This window comes from Gordonia sp. N1V (genome assembly GCF_029269935.1).
GTDB classification, from domain to species: Bacteria; Actinomycetota; Actinomycetes; order Mycobacteriales; family Mycobacteriaceae; genus Gordonia; species Gordonia polyisoprenivorans.
The window spans coordinates 73,832-89,490 of sequence record NZ_JARJDD010000003.1 but is presented as its reverse complement, the minus strand read 5'-3'; the positions used below and the strand labels follow the sequence as shown (position 1 = coordinate 89,490).

Sequence of the window (15,659 nt, the reverse complement as noted above, 5' to 3'; positions counted from 1 at the left end):
GTCCGCGAACAACTGGTGTGACGGAGTCATCCGTCGGTCCGGACCGCCTCCACCTCGAGGGAAATCCGTGCGGTGCCGCCGATCTGAGCCACACCGCTGATGAGTGTGTCGTCGAAGCTGATGCCGAAGTCGTTGCGGTGCAACGTCCCCGTCGCACCGAAGGCGGCGCGACGGCCACCCCAGGGATCGTCGACCTCGCCCTGATAACTCAGTTCCAGCTCGACCGGAACCGCATGCCCGCGCAGCGTCAGAGTGCCGGCCAGGGTCCAGGTGTCGTCACCACGCGGCCGGACGCCGGTGGCCGCGAAGGTGGCAACCGGGAAGCTCTCGACGTCGAAGAACGCATCCGAACGCAGATGCTCGTCACGCGTCCGGTTGTCGGTGTCGATGCTTGCGGTCTTGATCTCGGCGAACACCGAGGACTGTTCGACCGATTCGGGGACCTTGATGTGCCCGGTGAAATCGGTGAAACGTCCACGGATGGTGGAGATCCCGAAGTGACGCACGCTGATCTCGAGCAACGAGTGTCCCGGATCGATCTCCCAGTGTCCGGTGCTCGGGGTCGGTGCGTCGCCCGCGCGTACCGCGGTGATCTCACCGAGACTGACCGTCCCGGCGCCGGCCACCACGGCCACCCTCGCGGTCGGCTGGTAGCCCTCGGCGGCGATGACCACGGTGTAGGTCCCGGTGCCGAGGTCGTCGGCGACCGCGGTGCCGTTGTCATCGGAGCGGGCGACGGCCTGCTGCGCGCCGGCGTCGGACATGATCGTCATGATCGCATCGCGGACCGGCCGTCCGGCGGTACTGACGACCCGTGCGGTGATGGTGGCGTTCATGCCTGCCCCCTTGCGCCCAAGACGAATTCGTGGTTAGCGACGCGACCCGCCGCGACGTCGATGGTGGCCGCCACGGGTGCGTAGCCGTTGGCGACAACGGTGTAGTCGCCCGGGGTGAGGTTGGCGAACAGGTAGCGGCCGACCTCGTCGGTGAGGGTGCTGGCGGCCATCTCCCCGGCGTCGTTGAGCAGTGCCACCTGGCTGTGACCCACGGGGGTCCCGGCACCGGTGGTGCCGTCGGTGATCACGCCGGTGAGTTCGGCTGCGGTGCGCAGCACGGTGGTGATCTCGCCGTCGGCGAGGTGCACGGTCTCGGCGACCGGATCGCAGCCTGCGGCGGTGACGATGACGGTGAGTGTGTCGTCGCCGAGTCCGCCGATCTGCCAGTGGCCGGCAGCGTCGGTGACCGTGGTCGCCACGACCTGCCCGGTGCGGTCGGCGATGGCGATGGTCGCGCGGGCGACCGGCTCGCCGGTGGCCGAGGTGGTCACGACGCCCGCGAGAGTTCCCATCGACGCGAGGATGATCTCGGTGTCGACCGGGGCGGTCCCCACGGTGACGGTGACCGCGGCCGGTTCGTGGCCGGCCGCCGATACGGCGAGCACGTAGTGGCCGGCGCCGGCGACCTGCACACCGAAGGTGCCGTCGACGCCGGCGATGGTACGGGCGGCCTGGCTGCCGCCGGGATCGATGACGGTGACGGTGGCATCGGCGATCGGGCCGCCGTCCGGGCGGTGGACCACGCCCTGGATCAGACCGACAACCGAGTCGACGCGACCCGAATTGTTGAGGCCTGAACCTCCGTGACCGTTGATGGCGGGTTCCATCAGGCTCCTTCCTCTGCAGTGTGTGGGGCTGTGGACGGGTGGTCGAGCTCGCAGACGGTGTCGGCGAGCAGGCGCATCGAGCGGGTGACCGCAATGCGGTCGGCGGGTTCGAGGAGGTCGAGTGCCTCCGCGAACAGGTCCGACTTCCGGGAGGTGGCACCGCGCATGAACTGGTAACCGGTGGCGGTGGGGGTCAGCAGACTCACACGGCCGTCGTGCGGATCGGTGGTGCGGGTGACCATGCCGGACTGCTCGAGGCATGCCACCACCCGCGACATCGTCGGGCCCGCCACCGATTCCCGCGTGGCGAGTTCGGTCGCGCGGATCGGGGCGTTTTGCGCGATCGTCCACAACGCCGACAACTGCCCCGGCGACAGCGGTCCGGCGTCGGACCGGGCGCGGATGGCTCGTCCGATCCGGATGAGGTCGCGATGAATCGCAGCGGCTTCGCTGAGGGTCGCGACAGACGCTGCGCCGGACGTCTCGTCCATGACTCACCACCGAACGGATTGATAGTTGACCTTGGGTAACTAATTACTTAGTTACTCTAAGCGAAGTACTCGTCAGATCGCTCGTCAGATTGCTGTGAAGTGGGTTACAAGTTGGGTGAAAGATTCTGCAGATCAGGAAGATTCGGACATTACGTACACCGGTGATGTCCGGTCTGCCCGAAGATGACGATCTTCACCGACGTTCGAGATTGGTTCAGTGGGCGACGGCGTGCGTCCGGAGCCGTGCGGCGCCCGGCCCGGTGAGAGCCCCGTCGACGACCGGTCGTCCCGACACCGCGAGCAGGAGATCAATCGCCCGACCACGCACCGTGGGGCCCTCGCCGTAGAGCATCTCGGCGTCGGTGACCACGAGGTGCAGCCCGTCCACCCGCTCGCGCCCGCCTCCCCAGGCGACCCGGGTGCGTGTCTGGTGGACCAGCGCGGTCATGACATGCTCGACGGGGAGGTCAGCGTCGATACCGAGAGGTCGGCGGATGTCCTCACCATGGACGAACACCTCGACGAGCCGCGTCGCCGGTGCCGCCGGCGGGGTGCGGCGCAGCTGTGCCGACCGTGCCAGACGGGCAAGGGTCTCCCGTGGGTTCGGAGCTTTCGCCGAGACGATCCCGCGGTCGTTGTCGGCGTCGAAATCGAAGCGCGAGCGCATCATCCGCCACACGAAGGCGGCCCGCGTGGTGCGGGCGCCGTCGACCAGATGGGCCAGCACGTCGTGGACATCCCAGCCCGGGCACAGCGACGGTGTGGTCCAGGCGTCCGCGTCGACGTTCTCGAGTGCATCGACGAGCCGTCGGCGTTCGGCGTGCACGACCGGCCATACCTCGCGCCGAGAACCCATCGGTCACCCTCCACTGCTGTTGATCCTGTTGTCTCGAATGCTGACTTGCTGGGCGCCCGGAAGTCATCGCGGTGCAAGCAGCCGACCGAATGACTGGCGGGCCGCTCCGATCGGTGATCACGCGATCTCCTGGACTAGCGTGTTCGCCATGATCGGGATCGACGTCTGGCGCCACGGTGCTCGCGCGGGTGGGCCCGTCTCGGGTCCCTGGTGGTCACGCACGTGGTTCCTGAATACGTTGTCGGCGCTGACCTTTCTCGCGCTGACCGCCTTTCACGTGTGGTGGTGGCAGGGTCACGGACGGCCCCTGTTGTGGGTCCTCCTGCTGGGCACCCCGATTCTGGCCTTCGTGCCGTCCGGGGTGATCATCAAGTGTGCACGCCGACGGTGGGTTCGGGAGTGGGCGTCCGCCAATGGTTTTCACCATCTTCCCGAGTCCGGGTGGCCGTTACCGCCGTGGGACTTCACACCGTTCTCCGTCGGGCGGGCCCGACGCAAGCGGGTGCGCGACGCGATGACCGGTCGCATCGGCGAGTATCCGGCAACGTACTTTCACTACACCTGGCTCAACAACAACCGGGTGAATCTGACGACGCACTACCGCAACGTGTTCACCCTCCGGTTGCCTGCGGCGCTGCCGCGACTGACGATGGGCGTCACCATCGACGCCACCACCGGAGAACGCGTGCTGTTCGAGTCGGCGGACTTCAACGAGAGATTCAGTGTCTACTCGACGAATCCGGCCTTCGCGCACGCGGTGTTCACGCCACGTACCATCGAGCGCCTCACCGAATTGGGCCGCACGAGCGGCGCGGTGATCATGACGAAGTTCGAGATCGTCGGCGACAGCCTGGTCGCCGTGACGACCCTCGGGAATCGGCCACACCACATCTCGGAGGTGTTCGCCGCGATGGCGCTGATCGCCGACGGGATCCCGAGATTCATCTGGACCGATTTCGGTGTGTCAGCCAGTCCGGGTGAGCGGAGCGTGTCATGAGTACCTGGGTCGCGGTGATCGTCGTCGTGGTCGTCCTCGCAGGTGCCGGGCTGTGGTACCTGTCGGCGTTCAACACTTTCGTTCGACTGCGCAACCTCGTGGCCGAGTCGTGGAAGCAGGTTGACGTCGAGTTGCAGCGCCGCCATGACCTCGTACCCAATCTCGTTGCGGCCGTGCGTCAGGCGGCATCATTCGAGCAGGGTGTGCTCGAGTCGGTCACGCGTGCCCGCACCGACGCACAACGGTTGACGGCGCGCGACGACGCCGACGTCGTCGCGGTCGCCGCAGCCGAGGAGTCGTTGAGCACCTCGCTGACCCGGATGCAGGCGCTGGCCGAGCAGTACCCGCAGGTGCAGGCGGTGCGTGGATACGACGCGCTGCGGCGTGAACTCGCCGACACCGAGGACCGGATCGCCGCCGCACGTCGGCTCTACAACGCCAACGTGCGCGCACTGAACACCAGGATTGAATCGATGCCGTCGGCGTGGGTGGCCGCGGCCCATCATGTGGGCCGCGCAGAGTATTTCGAGCCGGCGTCGCCCGCGGTTCGTGACGTGGTCGACGTCGGCGACCTGCTGCGCCGGGACCGTCGCGAGGCCTGAGCGGCGGTATCGCCGGCACGTACTCGTGCGGTTCACGTGGGGGTCGGCGGCTGATGGCGCAGTGTTCACACGCGCACGGCTCACTGGGCTCATGCGCATCGTGCAACTCGCAAACTTCTACGGAGAGCGATCCGGTGGACTACGGACCGCCGTCGACCGGTGGGGAGCGGGTTACGTCGGCGCCGGACACCAGGTGGTGCTGATCGTGCCCGGCGCACGATATGCCGACGAGGTGCTGCCATCCGGCGTCGCGAAGGTGTCGGTACCCGCACCGCGGGTGCCGTTCGCCGGCGGCTACCGGCTGGCCCCACCACGACGTGTGGCCGACATTCTTGCGACGCTGCGACCGGATGCCATCGAGGTGTCGGACCGACTCACGTTGCGCGGCTTCGGAAATTGGGCCCGACGCCGTGACATCCACTCGACGATGGTGTCGCACGAGCGACTCGATCGACTCCTCGGCCTGATGCTGCCGGCCGCCGCGGCCCGAGCGCTCGCCGACCGCGCCAACCGTGCCACCGCGGACAACTACGACGCAGTGGTGTGCACCACCGCATTTGCCGCCACCGAGTTCGAGAAGATCGGTGCGCACAACCTCGTTCGCGTACCGCTCGGCGTCGACCTCGACCTGTTCGATCCGCGCCGGCTCGATCCCGAACTGCATCAGCGGTGGACCGAACCGAATGCCGCGTTGCTGGTGCACTGCGGTCGGCTGTCGGTGGAGAAGCGCGCCGACCGCAGCATCGCCGCGGTGGCCCGACTGGACCGCGCCGGGATACCCGCGCATCTCGTCGTCGCCGGAGACGGGCCGATGCGAACGGCGTTGCAGCACAGCGCACGTGGTCGCGGCTTACCGGTGACCTTTCTCGGTCACGTCCCCGATCGCGGGCAGGTGGCGGCGTTGTTGGCCAGCACCGACGTCTCGTTGGCGCCCGGTCCGCACGAAACCTTCTGCCTGGCCGCACTCGAATCGCTCGCATCGGGGACGCCCGTCGTCGCCTCCCGCTCGTCCGCGGTCAACGAACTCGTCGACGACACCTGCGGTGCTGTCGCCGAGAACTCCGGTGCCGCTTTCGCTTCCGCGATCGAGCGGGTGTTGACGGTGCCGCGTGCGCAGCGTGAACGTGCTGCTCGGCAGCGGGCCGCCGCCTTCGCGTGGCCCGAGTCGGTGCGGCGGATGCTCGCGGTTCATCTCGGCGCATTCGACCCCGTGCTCAGGAGTCGGCCGTATCGCCCTGCATGACAGCCGGATCCATCCACGCGATCTGCCACGAGTGGCCGTCGGGGTCGTCGAAGCTGCGGCCGTACATGAAGCCGTGGTCCTCGGTGTCACCCGGCTTGGCGCCGGCTGCGATCGCCCGGTCGACCATGGCGTCGACGGCGTCGCGGGACTCGCCGTCGAGGCAGATGATGCACTCCTTGGTGGTCGTCGCATCAGCGGTGGTCGCGGGATGGAAGGAACCGAAGAAGTCGCGTGTGAGGAGCATCGCGACGAAGCTCTCGCCGAGGACCACGGTGATCGCGTTCTCGTCGGAGAACTTCTCGTTGATGGTGTAGCCGAGGTCGGTGAAGAACTTCCGCGAGCGGGCGAGGTCGTCCACGGGCAGGTTCAGGAACATCATGGTGTGCATCGGGGGTCTCCTGCGGTTGTGCGGTGTCCTGTGCCGGACAGGGTCACACAGGTAGAGCCGACGCCGTGGCCGAAGTCATCGCGACTCGGCGCCGCATGAGTGGTTAGCCTTAGGTGTGGTCTATCTTTCACTCCTCGTCGCCGTTGTTGCGGTGGGCGGGTGGGTGCTGTCGTATCGGCGGTCGGCGCAGGTGCGGCGCGACCCCGACCTCTTCGTCGCGCTGGCAGACCTGAACGACGATGCCGCAGTGTCGGGCAGGGAGGTGCGTGCGGCCGCGGTCATCGAGGAGAAGCATCATCTCGAGGCTCGCGCCGCCTGGCCGTCGGGTGCGGTCGTTGCGTTGGATGTGGGGGCGGCGGTCCTCATCGTCCAGGACCCATCCAACACCGTCGCCGGTGGCCGACTGTGGTGGCTGACAAGCGAATTGCTGACGCTGGCAGCCTGCTCGGCGATCTGGACGGTATGGTGTGTCCATCGTGCGTCCCGCCTGGCGGTAGGGCAACGGCCCTTACCTCGCCGGCCTCAGGGCTGAGCGGCTGGGTCGCTTCGGCGTCGACGGTGCGCTCATGTGCGTCGATCAGGCGCTGATTTGCGTCGACCGGGTACCGAGTTCACCTCGACCGTACCGCGCGTTCGGCGATGGCCACCACCAGTCGCCGCGTCGCGAACCGACTCGAGCCTGCGCTGAGAGGATCGTGGCGCCCCGCTGCTCTTCTTCGTGGCCCTGCCCTGCCTGTCGGTGACCGTGCGGCCCACCGAAACGCCATGCCAAACCAACACCGGGAACGTCGACGGCGTCGATAGTCGATGCGGCGCACGTTCCCGCGTGGTTTGCGGAGAACTCGCGCTCAGTACGCGACGGCGATGTGTGCGCGTGGGTACTTACCGGCTTCGGCTTCATCGATGAGTGCGACGGCGAAGTCAGCGCCCCCGATGGCAGATACGCCTGCGGCATTGGCCAGAACAGTACCGTCGGTACCAATCCGATACTGCCCTGTCGCCTCACCCGGGACATGTGCTCCGAATTCCAGACCCGGCGAGAAGAAGGTCCAGTTCAGGTCGTCTTTCCGGTCGAGCAAGTCGAGCAGGATTGCATTCATCTGCGATGCCTCGTTGATGAGGGCGGCCAGTTGGCCGTCGAGCTCGGCTTCGGTCGCGGGCGGGAAGCCGGCGTCGATGATCCGCGGTCCGTCAGCTTCTTGGCGTAGCGAGCTGTAGCCGCCGACTACGAGGAGCCGGGACCCCGCTGCACCAACCAGGTCGGCGATGCGCCGGTCAACATCGCCGAGCTTGCCGTCGAGTTCCCCCCGAGGTGACAGCGCCGAAATCACCACGTCCGCACCCGCGACGACTCCAGCAAGCTGCTGGTCATCGAGCACGTCTACTTTGCGGTACTCCACGTTGTCGGCGGCGGTCGCTGACCGGTCCGCGCTACGGCTGGCCACGATCACCTGATGTCCGCGCCGAGCCGCTTCGGCGGCGATGAACCCGCCTGCATAACCGGTTCCACCAACTACAGCGATGGTCGTCATCGTTACTCCAAGTCGTTCGAGTCGAGTGTACTCAGTCCATGACCGAGCGCGCACACAAGTTGAGGCACGCCCTCATCTCAAGCCTAGGTATCCTGAGACTATTCCTCAAGTTAGGTGAATCACCCATGCCCACAGCAAAGCGCCGCGACGCCCGACTCAACGCGGAACGCCTCCGCAACGCCGCGTTGACAACATTCATGGCGCGCGGCATCGATGCACCGCTGGAAGACGTCGCTCGGGAGGCTGGAGTCAGCATCGGAACCCTCTACAACCACTATCGGAATCGTGAATGCCTGCTCGATGAGGTGCTGCCGATGGCAGCTCAGGCCCAGTGGGATCGGATCCGCGCGGCCGTCGCGCAGAGCAATGGTCCCGCCGAGCGCTTCGAGCGCTACCTGGTCACCCTCTTTGACGTGCAGCGCACCGACCGCCTCCTGTCCGACGTGCTCTCGACTCCGGTTCCACTACCCGACCAGGTCGCAAACTCCTGCGCACAGGTCATGGAGTTGGGCGCCACGCTGCTGACCGATACCCATGAGGCCGGCTACCACACCGCGTTTGCCAGTGCCGATGCCCTGACCGCGCTGATCCAAGCCAACAGTGTCGTACATCGGTCGGGTGCCCCACTGGGGTGGGAAGAATTCCTACGCTCGGTCGCAACACCGTATCGCCGTCCGGCCGAATCAGCCTGAATTGCGAGGGTACGGGGAGCCAGGTCCGATCGAGTGCGAACTCTGCAATTTCTCACGCTGGAACTTGTCAAGGGGTTTGAGACCTGCGTGTGTTAGGCCGCTACTGGGTTTGGCGGCTGGTCGTCCTCCTGAATCGCCCTGGAAATCTCAGAGGCTCCTGACCTTGGAAACGAGGATGGAGTCATGCCGAAGGAACAGTCTGCTGGGAAGCCGACCGCACGCCGCTATAGCCCGGAGGAGAAGGTCGCCGCGGTGCGGATGGTCCGGAGTCTGAGGGCTGAGCTGGGCGCCGAGCAGGGCACGGTCGCGCGGGTTGCCCGCCAGCTCGGATACGGAGTCGAGTCGGTGCGGTCCCGGGTCCGTCAGGCCGACATCGACGAAGGCCTGGCGCCAGGGGTTCCACCGCGGAGTCCGCGCATATCAAAGAGCTTGAGCAGGATAACCGAGAACTCAAGCGCGCCAACGAGATTCTGAAACGAGCAGCCAGTTTCTTGTCCGGCGGTGCACGATGCGCCAACACAAGAAATAGTCGCCGTCATCGACGCCACCAGAGGCGACTTCGGGGTCGAGCCCATCTGCACCGTCCTGCGCACCGCAGGGGTGTCGATGGTCCCGAGCACCTACTACGACGCCAAGACCCGCGCACCGTCGGCACGCGCCCAACGCGACGCGGAGCTGGGCCCGCGCTGGTGACGCTGTGGGAGGACAACTACAAGGTCTACGGGGGCCCGCAAGCTGTGGAAAGCCGCCGGTCGAGCCGGGAACGACGTGGGCCGCGATCAGGTGGCCCGTCTGATGCGGGTGGCCGGCATCGAAGGGGCCCGGCGCGGCAAACGGGTCAAGACGACCCGGGCGGACCCCACCGCAGAAACTACAAGTCCGAGCTGATCTACGGGCCCGCCCGCAGCGGCCCGTGGAAGACCGTCGAGGACGTCGAACTGGCCACCCTGGGCTGGGTGCACTGGCACAACACCACCCGCCTCCACGGCTACCTCGACGACCTACCGCCGACCGAGTTCGAAGCCGCGTCCTACGATGCCCAACGGAGCGACCAACACCTGGTCGAAATCCAATAGCCCGAGCCTCCGGCAGAACCAGGGCGATTCAGAGTTCGGTTCCGCTCATTTACGTGGCGTCGCTGGCTGTGTACGAGGAGGCGCGCGGCCAGCCCGGTGCGTCGATCAACTCCTTCGGCGACGCGCTGTGGTAACGCACGTGCTTCACGTGCCCCCGTCAAGATGGTGCGAAGCGTATCGGGGGGCTTCCGATGCACGCAGACGCGTTCTCCGCAGTCGCTTGGCGTACCGCGAGTCGATTCGATGTGGTCGGTCCGGCATGTGGCACAGGTCCGTTGTTCACGTGCGCGGGGCAAACCTATGGTCCATGTCACATCGGGAATGGATAGACCCGATCTCTGCGAACAGCAGCCTGAGATGCCAAGGAGGCGCCGGTATGGCAGATGTCGCTCACCACGTGGACATGGATGAAGGATTGGTGAATGCCGCCATCTTCTCTGATCCAGCGATTTACAGACAGGAGCAGGAGAAGATCTTTGCCAGGTCGTGGTTGTTCCTGGCCCATGAAACACAGATTCCCAAGCCCGGGGACTTCTTCACCACATGGATGGGTGGCGACCCGATTCTGGTTGTGCGCAAGCGCGATGGAACCGTCGGTGCCTATCTGAATGCGTGTCGCCATCGCGGAATGAAAGTGTGCCGGGCCGACTCCGGTAATGCGAAAGCGTTCACCTGCACTTACCACGGCTGGGCGTACGGAATGGACGGGTCGCTCGTGAACGTTCCGGGGCTGGAAGACGGCTACTTCAACGAGCTCGATACCTCCAAGAACGGGCTGGTACCGGTTACGCAGCTGGATCACTACAAAGGTTTGTACTTCGGCAACTGGGATCCGACAGCCCCATCGCTGCAGGAGTACCTGGGTGACTCGACCAAGTTCCTCGACGTGATGATCGATCGTCGAGAGGGCGGGGTCGAGGTTCTTCCGGGTATTCACAAATGGTCCTTCATTGGCAACTGGAAACTGGCCGCTGAACAGTTCGCGGGCGATGCCTATCACGGCCAAATGAGTCATGCATCGGCTGCCGCAGCAATGTTTGAAGTCAATCCTCCGTCAGCTGATGAGGGTGCCGGTAATCCATTCGGCAATGTGGTGGGATATCAGTATTCTGACCAGTGGGGGCATGGGACCGGATTCTCTTTCGATCCCCGCGGTCAGCTGTTCCCGGTGTTCTTCGCGTCGGAAGTATTGACCAACTACTACCGATCAACCCATGCCGAGCAAATCGAGCGTTTGGGCGCGCCGTTCGGATACCACACCTCACACAACAACATCTTCCCGAACCTGTCCTACCTGATGCCACAGAACAGCCTTCGCGTCTGGCATCCGCGCGGACCGAATGCCTTCGAGGTATGGGCACTCACCCTTGTCGACAAGGCTGCCCCGCCGGAAGTCAAAGAAGCACAGCGGATTCAATCGCAGCTCACCTTCAGTGCGGCTGGCCTCTACGAGCAGGACGATGGCGAGAACTGGAGCCAGATCGGCGAGAACCTTGGGCACGGCGGTACGGTCATCAACAGCCTCAAGCTCAACTACCAGATGGGGATCGGGCACCACGGACCAAGCGAGGACTATCCGGGCACAATCGGTAACGTACTCGTCGGAGAAGAGCCGCAACGCGCCTTCTATAGGCGCTGGGTGGAAATGATGGAATCCGACCAGTGGCCGATTCCCGAAGGCGACTGTGCTCCAACGCCACTCGCCGCCGGGCAGCAGTGAGGAGATTGATGTGACACTACAGGATGCCGCACTGCCGGAGGCGCCGAGTGTAGAACTGGGAGTCGACGCCGCCACGCACTACGAGATCAGCCAGTTCCTCTATCTGGAAGCTCGACTGCTCGATGAGCGGAGGTTCGAGGAATGGTTCGTGCTGCTCGCTGACGACCTGCGCTACTGGATGCCCGTTCGGTACAACAAGCTGTTACGCGAAATCGACAAGGAGACGTCCGCTTACGGCGAAGCCGCCAACTTCGAAGACGACAAGCAGAGTATGTGGCAGCGAGTCGTGCGACTGCGGACCGGAATGGCCTGGGCCGAGGATCCGCCCAGTCGTGCTCGGCACATCGTCACCAATATCGAAGCCAGGCCGAGTGAGGTCGTAGATGAATTCGAGGTCACGTCGTACTTCCTGACCTATCGCACTCGGGGCGAGAGCGAATGGGATATGTGGGTCGGTCGCCGGGACGACATCATTCGGCGAGTGGGCAAACAGCAGTGGCGGCTTGTGCGCCGCTCCATCCTTCTGGACCAGGCGACGCTGCTGTCGAAGAACCTCAGCGTCTTCTTCTGAGCAGACACCGCCACACCGCCGGTCGTGCCGCGACACTCTCGTTGGCACGACCGGCGGCCCATATCTGGAGATACCACTATGAGAGTCTTGATAGTTGGTGCGAGTCTCGCCGGATTCCGCACCGTCCAGTCACTTCGAGCTTTGGGCTCAGACGCGCAGATCACCATGATCGGCGACGAGATTCACCTCCCGTATGACCGACCCCCACTGTCGAAAGCTGTGCTGCTCGGCAAGGTGGAGACGCCAGAACTCGCGCTGGCCACCCCTGAGGAACTCGTCGATCTCGATGTCGACCTGCGGACGGGTGTCGAAGCCGTCGACCTGTCGGTGGCCGGACGAACGGTCACTATGCGGGACGGATCCAATCTATCTGCTGACAGTGTCGTGATAGCCACCGGTGCTCGTGCGCGCAATCTTGCGGGCACCGAGGATCTCTCGAATGTCTATGTGCTGCGTTCCTTGGACGATGCGCTCGCCATCCGCGACGCCATGAGTCGCGCCCGCAGGCTGGTGGTGATCGGCTCGGGTTTCATCGGATCGGAGGTCGCCTCGGTGGGCTGCGATCTGGGATTGGAAGTCACTGTCATAGAGGCGATGTCGACGCCGATGGCGCGTGTACTAGGCCCCCGGATAGGTGGCCTACTTGGTTCGTTTCACGGCGAGGCGGGCAGTGACTTGCTTTGTGGAGTGACGGTGGCGAGTTTCGTGGCCGATCACGGCGTCGCGCATGCCGTCGAACTTGCCGACGGCCGGTCGATCGCCGGTGACATTTTTGTCGTCGGCGTCGGGTCCTTGCCCAACACTGAGTGGCTACAGGGCTCGGGTATCGACATCGCCGACGGTGTGCTGTGCGATGACCGTGGTCGGGTCATCGGGGCGGGAGGGGTGTACGCCGCCGGCGACGTCGCACGGTGGATGGTGCCGGGTCAGGGTGCCCCGATTCGGACTGAGCATTGGACTGCGGCGGGTGAGGAAGCGGCCGTCATCGCTGCGAATATTGTCGGGGCGGAATCGGTACCGAATTCCGTGCCGTATGTGTGGTCGGACCAGTTCGGTCATCGGATCCAGGTGATCGGTAGACCCGGTCCGCAGCATGACGTGCACCTGCTCAGTGACCGCTCGTCGGGAGTGGCGGCGCTCACCGGCGTCGACGGCGTGGTCACCGGTGCGGTCGTGGTGGACCAACCGAAGATGTTCGGAAAGTTGCGGCGTCTGGTGGTTGGGGCGGCGCCGTGGATCGATGCGGTGGCCGCCTACCCGTAGATCGCCAATCCCTATGTCACACAGTTTCTTAGATCGATGGGAGTCAGAATGCAGTACCAGCTATTGGGGCGGAGCGGAGTGCGGGCGTCGCGCATCGCATTGGGCACAGCGCTACTCGGACTTGCCCCGTCTGGGCCGGATGCGGAAAAGCTTGTGCACGCGGCGATCGACCACGGTATCAATGTTTTCGATTGTGCCAATACGTACGGTAACCGGCCGGCGTTTGATCGTCCTGGACTTCCGCCGGCATCGGAACGGCGCTACGCCGAGGAAGTATTGGGCGAGGCGCTGCGTGGCCGGCGCGATGACGTGCTGGTGTGTACCAAGGTGGGCGAACCTGTCGGTGACGGCGTCAACGACGGCGGACTGACGATTCCCGGGCAGGTGAATACCGGTGGCGGTTTGAGCCGATTTCATATCATGCGTGAGGTCGATCGTTCGCTGACTCGGCTCGGCACCGACCACATCGACATCTACCACCTCCATCATCCGGATCCGGATACTCCAATTCTGGAGACGCTGGACACCTTGGATTCCCTTGTGCAGCAGGGAAAAATTCGATACGTCGGGCTGTCGGATCACCTTGGTTGGCAGATGACGCAGGCGGTGATGGTGGCAGATTCCCACAGTCTGCCTCGGCCGATACTGAACCAAATTCACTACAACATGATCAGCCGCGGACCCGAAGTTGAAGTAGTCCCGGCCGCAAGCGAATTGGGGGTCTCCTTGACCTGCTTCAGTCCGCTTGCCGGCGGTGCGTTGGCGGGTGCCGAGGTCCTGGACCGTTCGCACGCGGGGATGAAACGGTTTGGGGTGCCGTTCGCGTTCACCGATACTCAGCGGCGCGTCGCGGGCGAATTGTCGGGCCTGGCCCGACGTTGGGGGGTGGCACCTGCGCATTTGGCGATGCAGTGGCTGTGGAGTCGCCCTGGCGTTGCGACTGCCATCATCGGTCCCGAGTCGGTCGACGAGCTCGATTCTGCGGTCGAGGCGTTCGGAGTGACGCTCGACGCTGAGCAGTTCGCAGAACTCGATTCAGTGGGGCGTGTGGACATCGATCCTTGGTGACAGTCTGGCTGTTCCGATCCTCATCGACGCTATTCTGATCGACCTCGCCGCCAATGATGTTGCGGCGGGGTCGATTCTATGTTGATCTAGTCGTGGTCGGGTTGGGTGCGCTGCGGCTCCAGCCACGGCATCACGGTTGTGGAGATCAGGTGGGCGGCCCGAGCCACCGCCCGGGCGTGCGCCTTCTCATCGAAATGGAATGACGACGACGACACCGACACTGCGGCGACGACGTGTTTGTCGACGTCAAAGATTGGTGCGGCGACGCAGGTGAGTCCCAGTCCGGCGCCTTCTCGGTCGAAGGCCACTCCGGCGGTTCGGGCTGCTTTCAACTCATTGAGCAGTAGGCCAGGTTGAATTGTGCTCCTGGAGGTCATCGCGGGCAGCGGCTTGGACGCGAGGCGGCGAACGATGCCAGGCTCGCTGAAGGCGAGCATGGCCCTTCCCAGGGCGACGCACGATGCCGGGAGGCGGCCGCCGACGTGCGACGGCGTCGGTGGTGAGCGGTGACCGAAAATCTTCTCGATGTACAAGACTTCGTCACCCTCGAGGATGCCGAGGTTGACCGTCTGGTGGGTCTGTTCGTATAGGTCTTCCAAGAAGGGCAGGGCGCGTTCGCGAAGGTTGAGCGACGCCGGTCGGCTGGTCGCTGCGCCCAATTCGAAGAGCCGAAGCCCAAGAAGGTAGTCGGTTCCGCGGCGTTCGACGATCCCGGCGTCGGTCAGCACGGACAGCAGTCGGTAGGCGGTGGACTTGGGGATGCCGACCCGCCGCGCCAGGTCGGTCAGCCCGGCTTTGGAACCGACCGATGCGAGTGCATTGAGTAGGGCCAATGCCTTCTGGACTGAATTGAGTGAGTTATCGGGGTGGAGTCCGTGATCGTGCGTCTCGTCCGCGGGTATGACGGACTGCACGGCCGCCATAGCGGACGACAGGACATCCGGATTGGCAGTGTGAGGGTCGCGAGGGTGGTGGGTAGCCGCCGTCATTCGCTGTGCCCCGGTTTGTGGGTTTCGGTGCGGGGGTCCTGGCGGATGGCGCGCATGCGGCGGCTGCTTAGATTGGGATGGCGACTGTGATGCGAACTGCTACACATGACACAATGTTACTCAGGACACGTTGACGCGTCAACAATATCCGCCTGCTACCCGTCATCCGTTTGTCACCCGTCGCGGTACGGCCGGTCGCCGATGTCGATGTAGACGCCATCGTCGCCGATTTTCACGTCGAACGTCGCAAGAGGTGTGGTTGCGGGAAGTGACAGGTTTCGCCCGTCGCGGACACAGAACTTGGCGAAGTGAAAACCGCATTCCACCTGGTCGCCAGTGAGGTAGCCATCCTCTGAGAGCGATGACTCGGCGTGGGAACAGGTGTCATCGGTAGCGTAGAACTCGTCACCGACGCGATAGAGCGCAATCGGGGGCAGAGTGTGGATGCGGCGTGCGTCGCCGTCGTCCAACTCGTCTACTCCGCAGGCAAGCAGCCAGGTCATGAGGG

Annotated in this window: 17 protein-coding genes and 1 pseudogene; 10 read left to right on the top strand and 8 right to left on the bottom strand. The window is 64.7% G+C overall.

Translation table 11 applies throughout. From position 1 onward, the window contains the following. Nucleotides 1-26: 26 nt before the first annotated feature. The 4 genes from P3L18_RS05085 to P3L18_RS05070 all read right to left on the bottom strand — a co-directional run bounded on the left by P3L18_RS05085 (nt 27) and on the right by P3L18_RS05070 (nt 3,010). On the bottom strand, nt 27-836 hold the full coding sequence (locus P3L18_RS05085; protein WP_276113483.1) for a YceI family protein: 810 nt from the start codon (nt 834-836) through the stop codon (nt 27-29). Further along, nucleotides 833-1,663, bottom strand: a complete 831-nt coding sequence (locus tag P3L18_RS05080; RefSeq protein ID WP_276113482.1) for a carboxypeptidase regulatory-like domain-containing protein — start codon at nt 1,661-1,663, stop codon at nt 833-835. The genes P3L18_RS05085 and P3L18_RS05080 overlap by 4 nt, the downstream gene beginning before the upstream one ends. Beyond that, nucleotides 1,663-2,154, bottom strand: coding sequence for a MarR family transcriptional regulator (locus P3L18_RS05075; RefSeq protein WP_276113481.1), 492 nt, complete (start codon nt 2,152-2,154; stop codon nt 1,663-1,665). The genes P3L18_RS05080 and P3L18_RS05075 overlap by 1 nt, the downstream gene beginning before the upstream one ends. Nucleotides 2,155-2,368: 214 nt before the next feature. Further along, nucleotides 2,369-3,010, bottom strand: coding sequence for a maleylpyruvate isomerase family mycothiol-dependent enzyme (locus P3L18_RS05070; RefSeq protein ID WP_079932317.1), 642 nt, complete (start codon nt 3,008-3,010; stop codon nt 2,369-2,371). A 148-nt stretch (nt 3,011-3,158) separates the two neighbouring features. Here P3L18_RS05070 and P3L18_RS05065 point away from each other — a divergent pair, with 148 nt between their 5' ends. From P3L18_RS05065 to P3L18_RS05055, 3 genes are all read left to right on the top strand, one after another. After that, nucleotides 3,159-4,007, top strand: coding sequence for a DUF3137 domain-containing protein (locus P3L18_RS05065; protein ID WP_276113480.1), 849 nt, complete (start codon nt 3,159-3,161; stop codon nt 4,005-4,007). After that, nucleotides 4,004-4,609 (top strand): LemA family protein, encoded by a 606-nt coding sequence (locus P3L18_RS05060; RefSeq protein WP_276113479.1) that lies wholly within the window; start codon nt 4,004-4,006, stop codon nt 4,607-4,609. The genes P3L18_RS05065 and P3L18_RS05060 overlap by 4 nt, the downstream gene beginning before the upstream one ends. 91 nt (nt 4,610-4,700) lie before the next feature. Further along, complete coding sequence (locus P3L18_RS05055; RefSeq protein ID WP_276113478.1) at nt 4,701-5,852, top strand: glycosyltransferase; 1,152 nt, start codon at nt 4,701-4,703, stop codon at nt 5,850-5,852. Here the strand turns inward: P3L18_RS05055 and P3L18_RS05050 are convergent. Then, nucleotides 5,824-6,240, bottom strand: a complete 417-nt coding sequence (locus P3L18_RS05050; RefSeq protein ID WP_276113477.1) for a VOC family protein — start codon at nt 6,238-6,240, stop codon at nt 5,824-5,826. The two genes, P3L18_RS05055 and P3L18_RS05050, sit on opposite strands and share 29 nt — an antisense overlap. Nucleotides 6,241-6,355: 115 nt before the next feature. On the opposite strand from P3L18_RS05050, the gene P3L18_RS05045 reads away from it, so the two are divergent. Continuing rightward, nucleotides 6,356-6,772 (top strand): hypothetical protein, encoded by a 417-nt coding sequence (locus P3L18_RS05045; RefSeq protein WP_276113476.1) that lies wholly within the window; start codon nt 6,356-6,358, stop codon nt 6,770-6,772. A 316-nt stretch (nt 6,773-7,088) separates the two neighbouring features. On the opposite strand, the gene P3L18_RS05040 is transcribed toward P3L18_RS05045, so the two are convergent. Further along, complete coding sequence (locus tag P3L18_RS05040; RefSeq protein ID WP_276113475.1) at nt 7,089-7,772, bottom strand: NAD(P)H-binding protein; 684 nt, start codon at nt 7,770-7,772, stop codon at nt 7,089-7,091. Nucleotides 7,773-7,810: 38 nt separating this feature from the next. Here P3L18_RS05040 and P3L18_RS05035 point away from each other — a divergent pair, with 38 nt between their 5' ends. The 6 genes and pseudogenes from P3L18_RS05035 to P3L18_RS05010 all read left to right on the top strand — a co-directional run bounded on the left by P3L18_RS05035 (nt 7,811) and on the right by P3L18_RS05010 (nt 14,162). Next, the gene (locus P3L18_RS05035; RefSeq protein ID WP_079932187.1) at nt 7,811-8,464 is read left to right on the top strand and encodes a TetR/AcrR family transcriptional regulator; all 654 of its coding nucleotides are present in this window, start codon (nt 7,811-7,813) and stop codon (nt 8,462-8,464) included. 183 nt (nt 8,465-8,647) lie between these two features. Beyond that, nucleotides 8,648-9,540 (top strand): annotated as a pseudogene (locus P3L18_RS05030) (IS3 family transposase). Nucleotides 9,541-9,916: 376 nt separating this feature from the next. After that, complete coding sequence (locus P3L18_RS05025; RefSeq protein WP_079932186.1) at nt 9,917-11,260, top strand: aromatic ring-hydroxylating dioxygenase subunit alpha; 1,344 nt, start codon at nt 9,917-9,919, stop codon at nt 11,258-11,260. A 10-nt stretch (nt 11,261-11,270) separates the two neighbouring features. After that, nucleotides 11,271-11,831 carry a 3-phenylpropionate/cinnamic acid dioxygenase subunit beta gene (locus P3L18_RS05020; RefSeq protein WP_216354298.1) on the top strand — a complete coding sequence of 187 codons (561 nt, stop codon included), beginning with the start codon at nt 11,271-11,273 and terminating at the stop codon, nt 11,829-11,831. Nucleotides 11,832-11,909: 78 nt separating this feature from the next. After that, nucleotides 11,910-13,094: an FAD-dependent oxidoreductase gene (locus P3L18_RS05015; protein WP_276113474.1), complete on the top strand. Its 1,185-nt coding sequence runs from the start codon at nt 11,910-11,912 to the stop codon at nt 13,092-13,094. A gap of 48 nt (nt 13,095-13,142) precedes the next feature. Further along, entirely contained in the window at nt 13,143-14,162 is a 1,020-nt protein-coding gene (locus tag P3L18_RS05010; protein ID WP_276113473.1) for an aldo/keto reductase, read from the top strand. Nucleotides 14,163-14,248: 86 nt separating this feature from the next. Here the strand turns inward: P3L18_RS05010 and P3L18_RS05005 are convergent, their stop codons facing one another. Both P3L18_RS05005 and P3L18_RS05000 read right to left on the bottom strand, forming a co-directional pair. Beyond that, nucleotides 14,249-15,085, bottom strand: coding sequence for an IclR family transcriptional regulator (locus P3L18_RS05005; protein WP_276113472.1), 837 nt, complete (start codon nt 15,083-15,085; stop codon nt 14,249-14,251). Nucleotides 15,086-15,324: 239 nt separating this feature from the next. Further along, complete coding sequence (locus tag P3L18_RS05000; protein WP_079932182.1) at nt 15,325-15,654, bottom strand: non-heme iron oxygenase ferredoxin subunit; 330 nt, start codon at nt 15,652-15,654, stop codon at nt 15,325-15,327. Nucleotides 15,655-15,659: the final 5 nt, after the last annotated feature.

Bases quoted from the DNA above. Each gene is read 5' to 3' on its own strand.
- P3L18_RS05085 (WP_276113483.1), bottom strand. From the start codon at position 836: ATGAACGCCACCATCACCGCACGGGTCGTCAGTACCGCCGGACGGCCG.
- P3L18_RS05080 (WP_276113482.1), bottom strand. From the start codon at position 1,663: ATGGAACCCGCCATCAACGGTCACGGAGGTTCAGGCCTCAACAATTCG.
- P3L18_RS05075 (WP_276113481.1), bottom strand. From the start codon at position 2,154: ATGGACGAGACGTCCGGCGCAGCGTCTGTCGCGACCCTCAGCGAAGCC.
- P3L18_RS05070 (WP_079932317.1), bottom strand. From the start codon at position 3,010: ATGGGTTCTCGGCGCGAGGTATGGCCGGTCGTGCACGCCGAACGCCGA.
- P3L18_RS05065 (WP_276113480.1), top strand. From the start codon at position 3,159: ATGATCGGGATCGACGTCTGGCGCCACGGTGCTCGCGCGGGTGGGCCC.
- P3L18_RS05060 (WP_276113479.1), top strand. From the start codon at position 4,004: ATGAGTACCTGGGTCGCGGTGATCGTCGTCGTGGTCGTCCTCGCAGGT.
- P3L18_RS05055 (WP_276113478.1), top strand. From the start codon at position 4,701: ATGCGCATCGTGCAACTCGCAAACTTCTACGGAGAGCGATCCGGTGGA.
- P3L18_RS05050 (WP_276113477.1), bottom strand. From the start codon at position 6,240: ATGCACACCATGATGTTCCTGAACCTGCCCGTGGACGACCTCGCCCGC.
- P3L18_RS05040 (WP_276113475.1), bottom strand. From the start codon at position 7,772: ATGACGACCATCGCTGTAGTTGGTGGAACCGGTTATGCAGGCGGGTTC.
- P3L18_RS05035 (WP_079932187.1), top strand. From the start codon at position 7,811: ATGACCGAGCGCGCACACAAGTTGAGGCACGCCCTCATCTCAAGCCTA.
- P3L18_RS05025 (WP_079932186.1), top strand. From the start codon at position 9,917: ATGGCAGATGTCGCTCACCACGTGGACATGGATGAAGGATTGGTGAAT.
- P3L18_RS05015 (WP_276113474.1), top strand. From the start codon at position 11,910: ATGAGAGTCTTGATAGTTGGTGCGAGTCTCGCCGGATTCCGCACCGTC.
- P3L18_RS05010 (WP_276113473.1), top strand. From the start codon at position 13,143: ATGCAGTACCAGCTATTGGGGCGGAGCGGAGTGCGGGCGTCGCGCATC.
- P3L18_RS05005 (WP_276113472.1), bottom strand. From the start codon at position 15,085: ATGGCGGCCGTGCAGTCCGTCATACCCGCGGACGAGACGCACGATCAC.
- P3L18_RS05000 (WP_079932182.1), bottom strand. From the start codon at position 15,654: ATGACCTGGCTGCTTGCCTGCGGAGTAGACGAGTTGGACGACGGCGAC.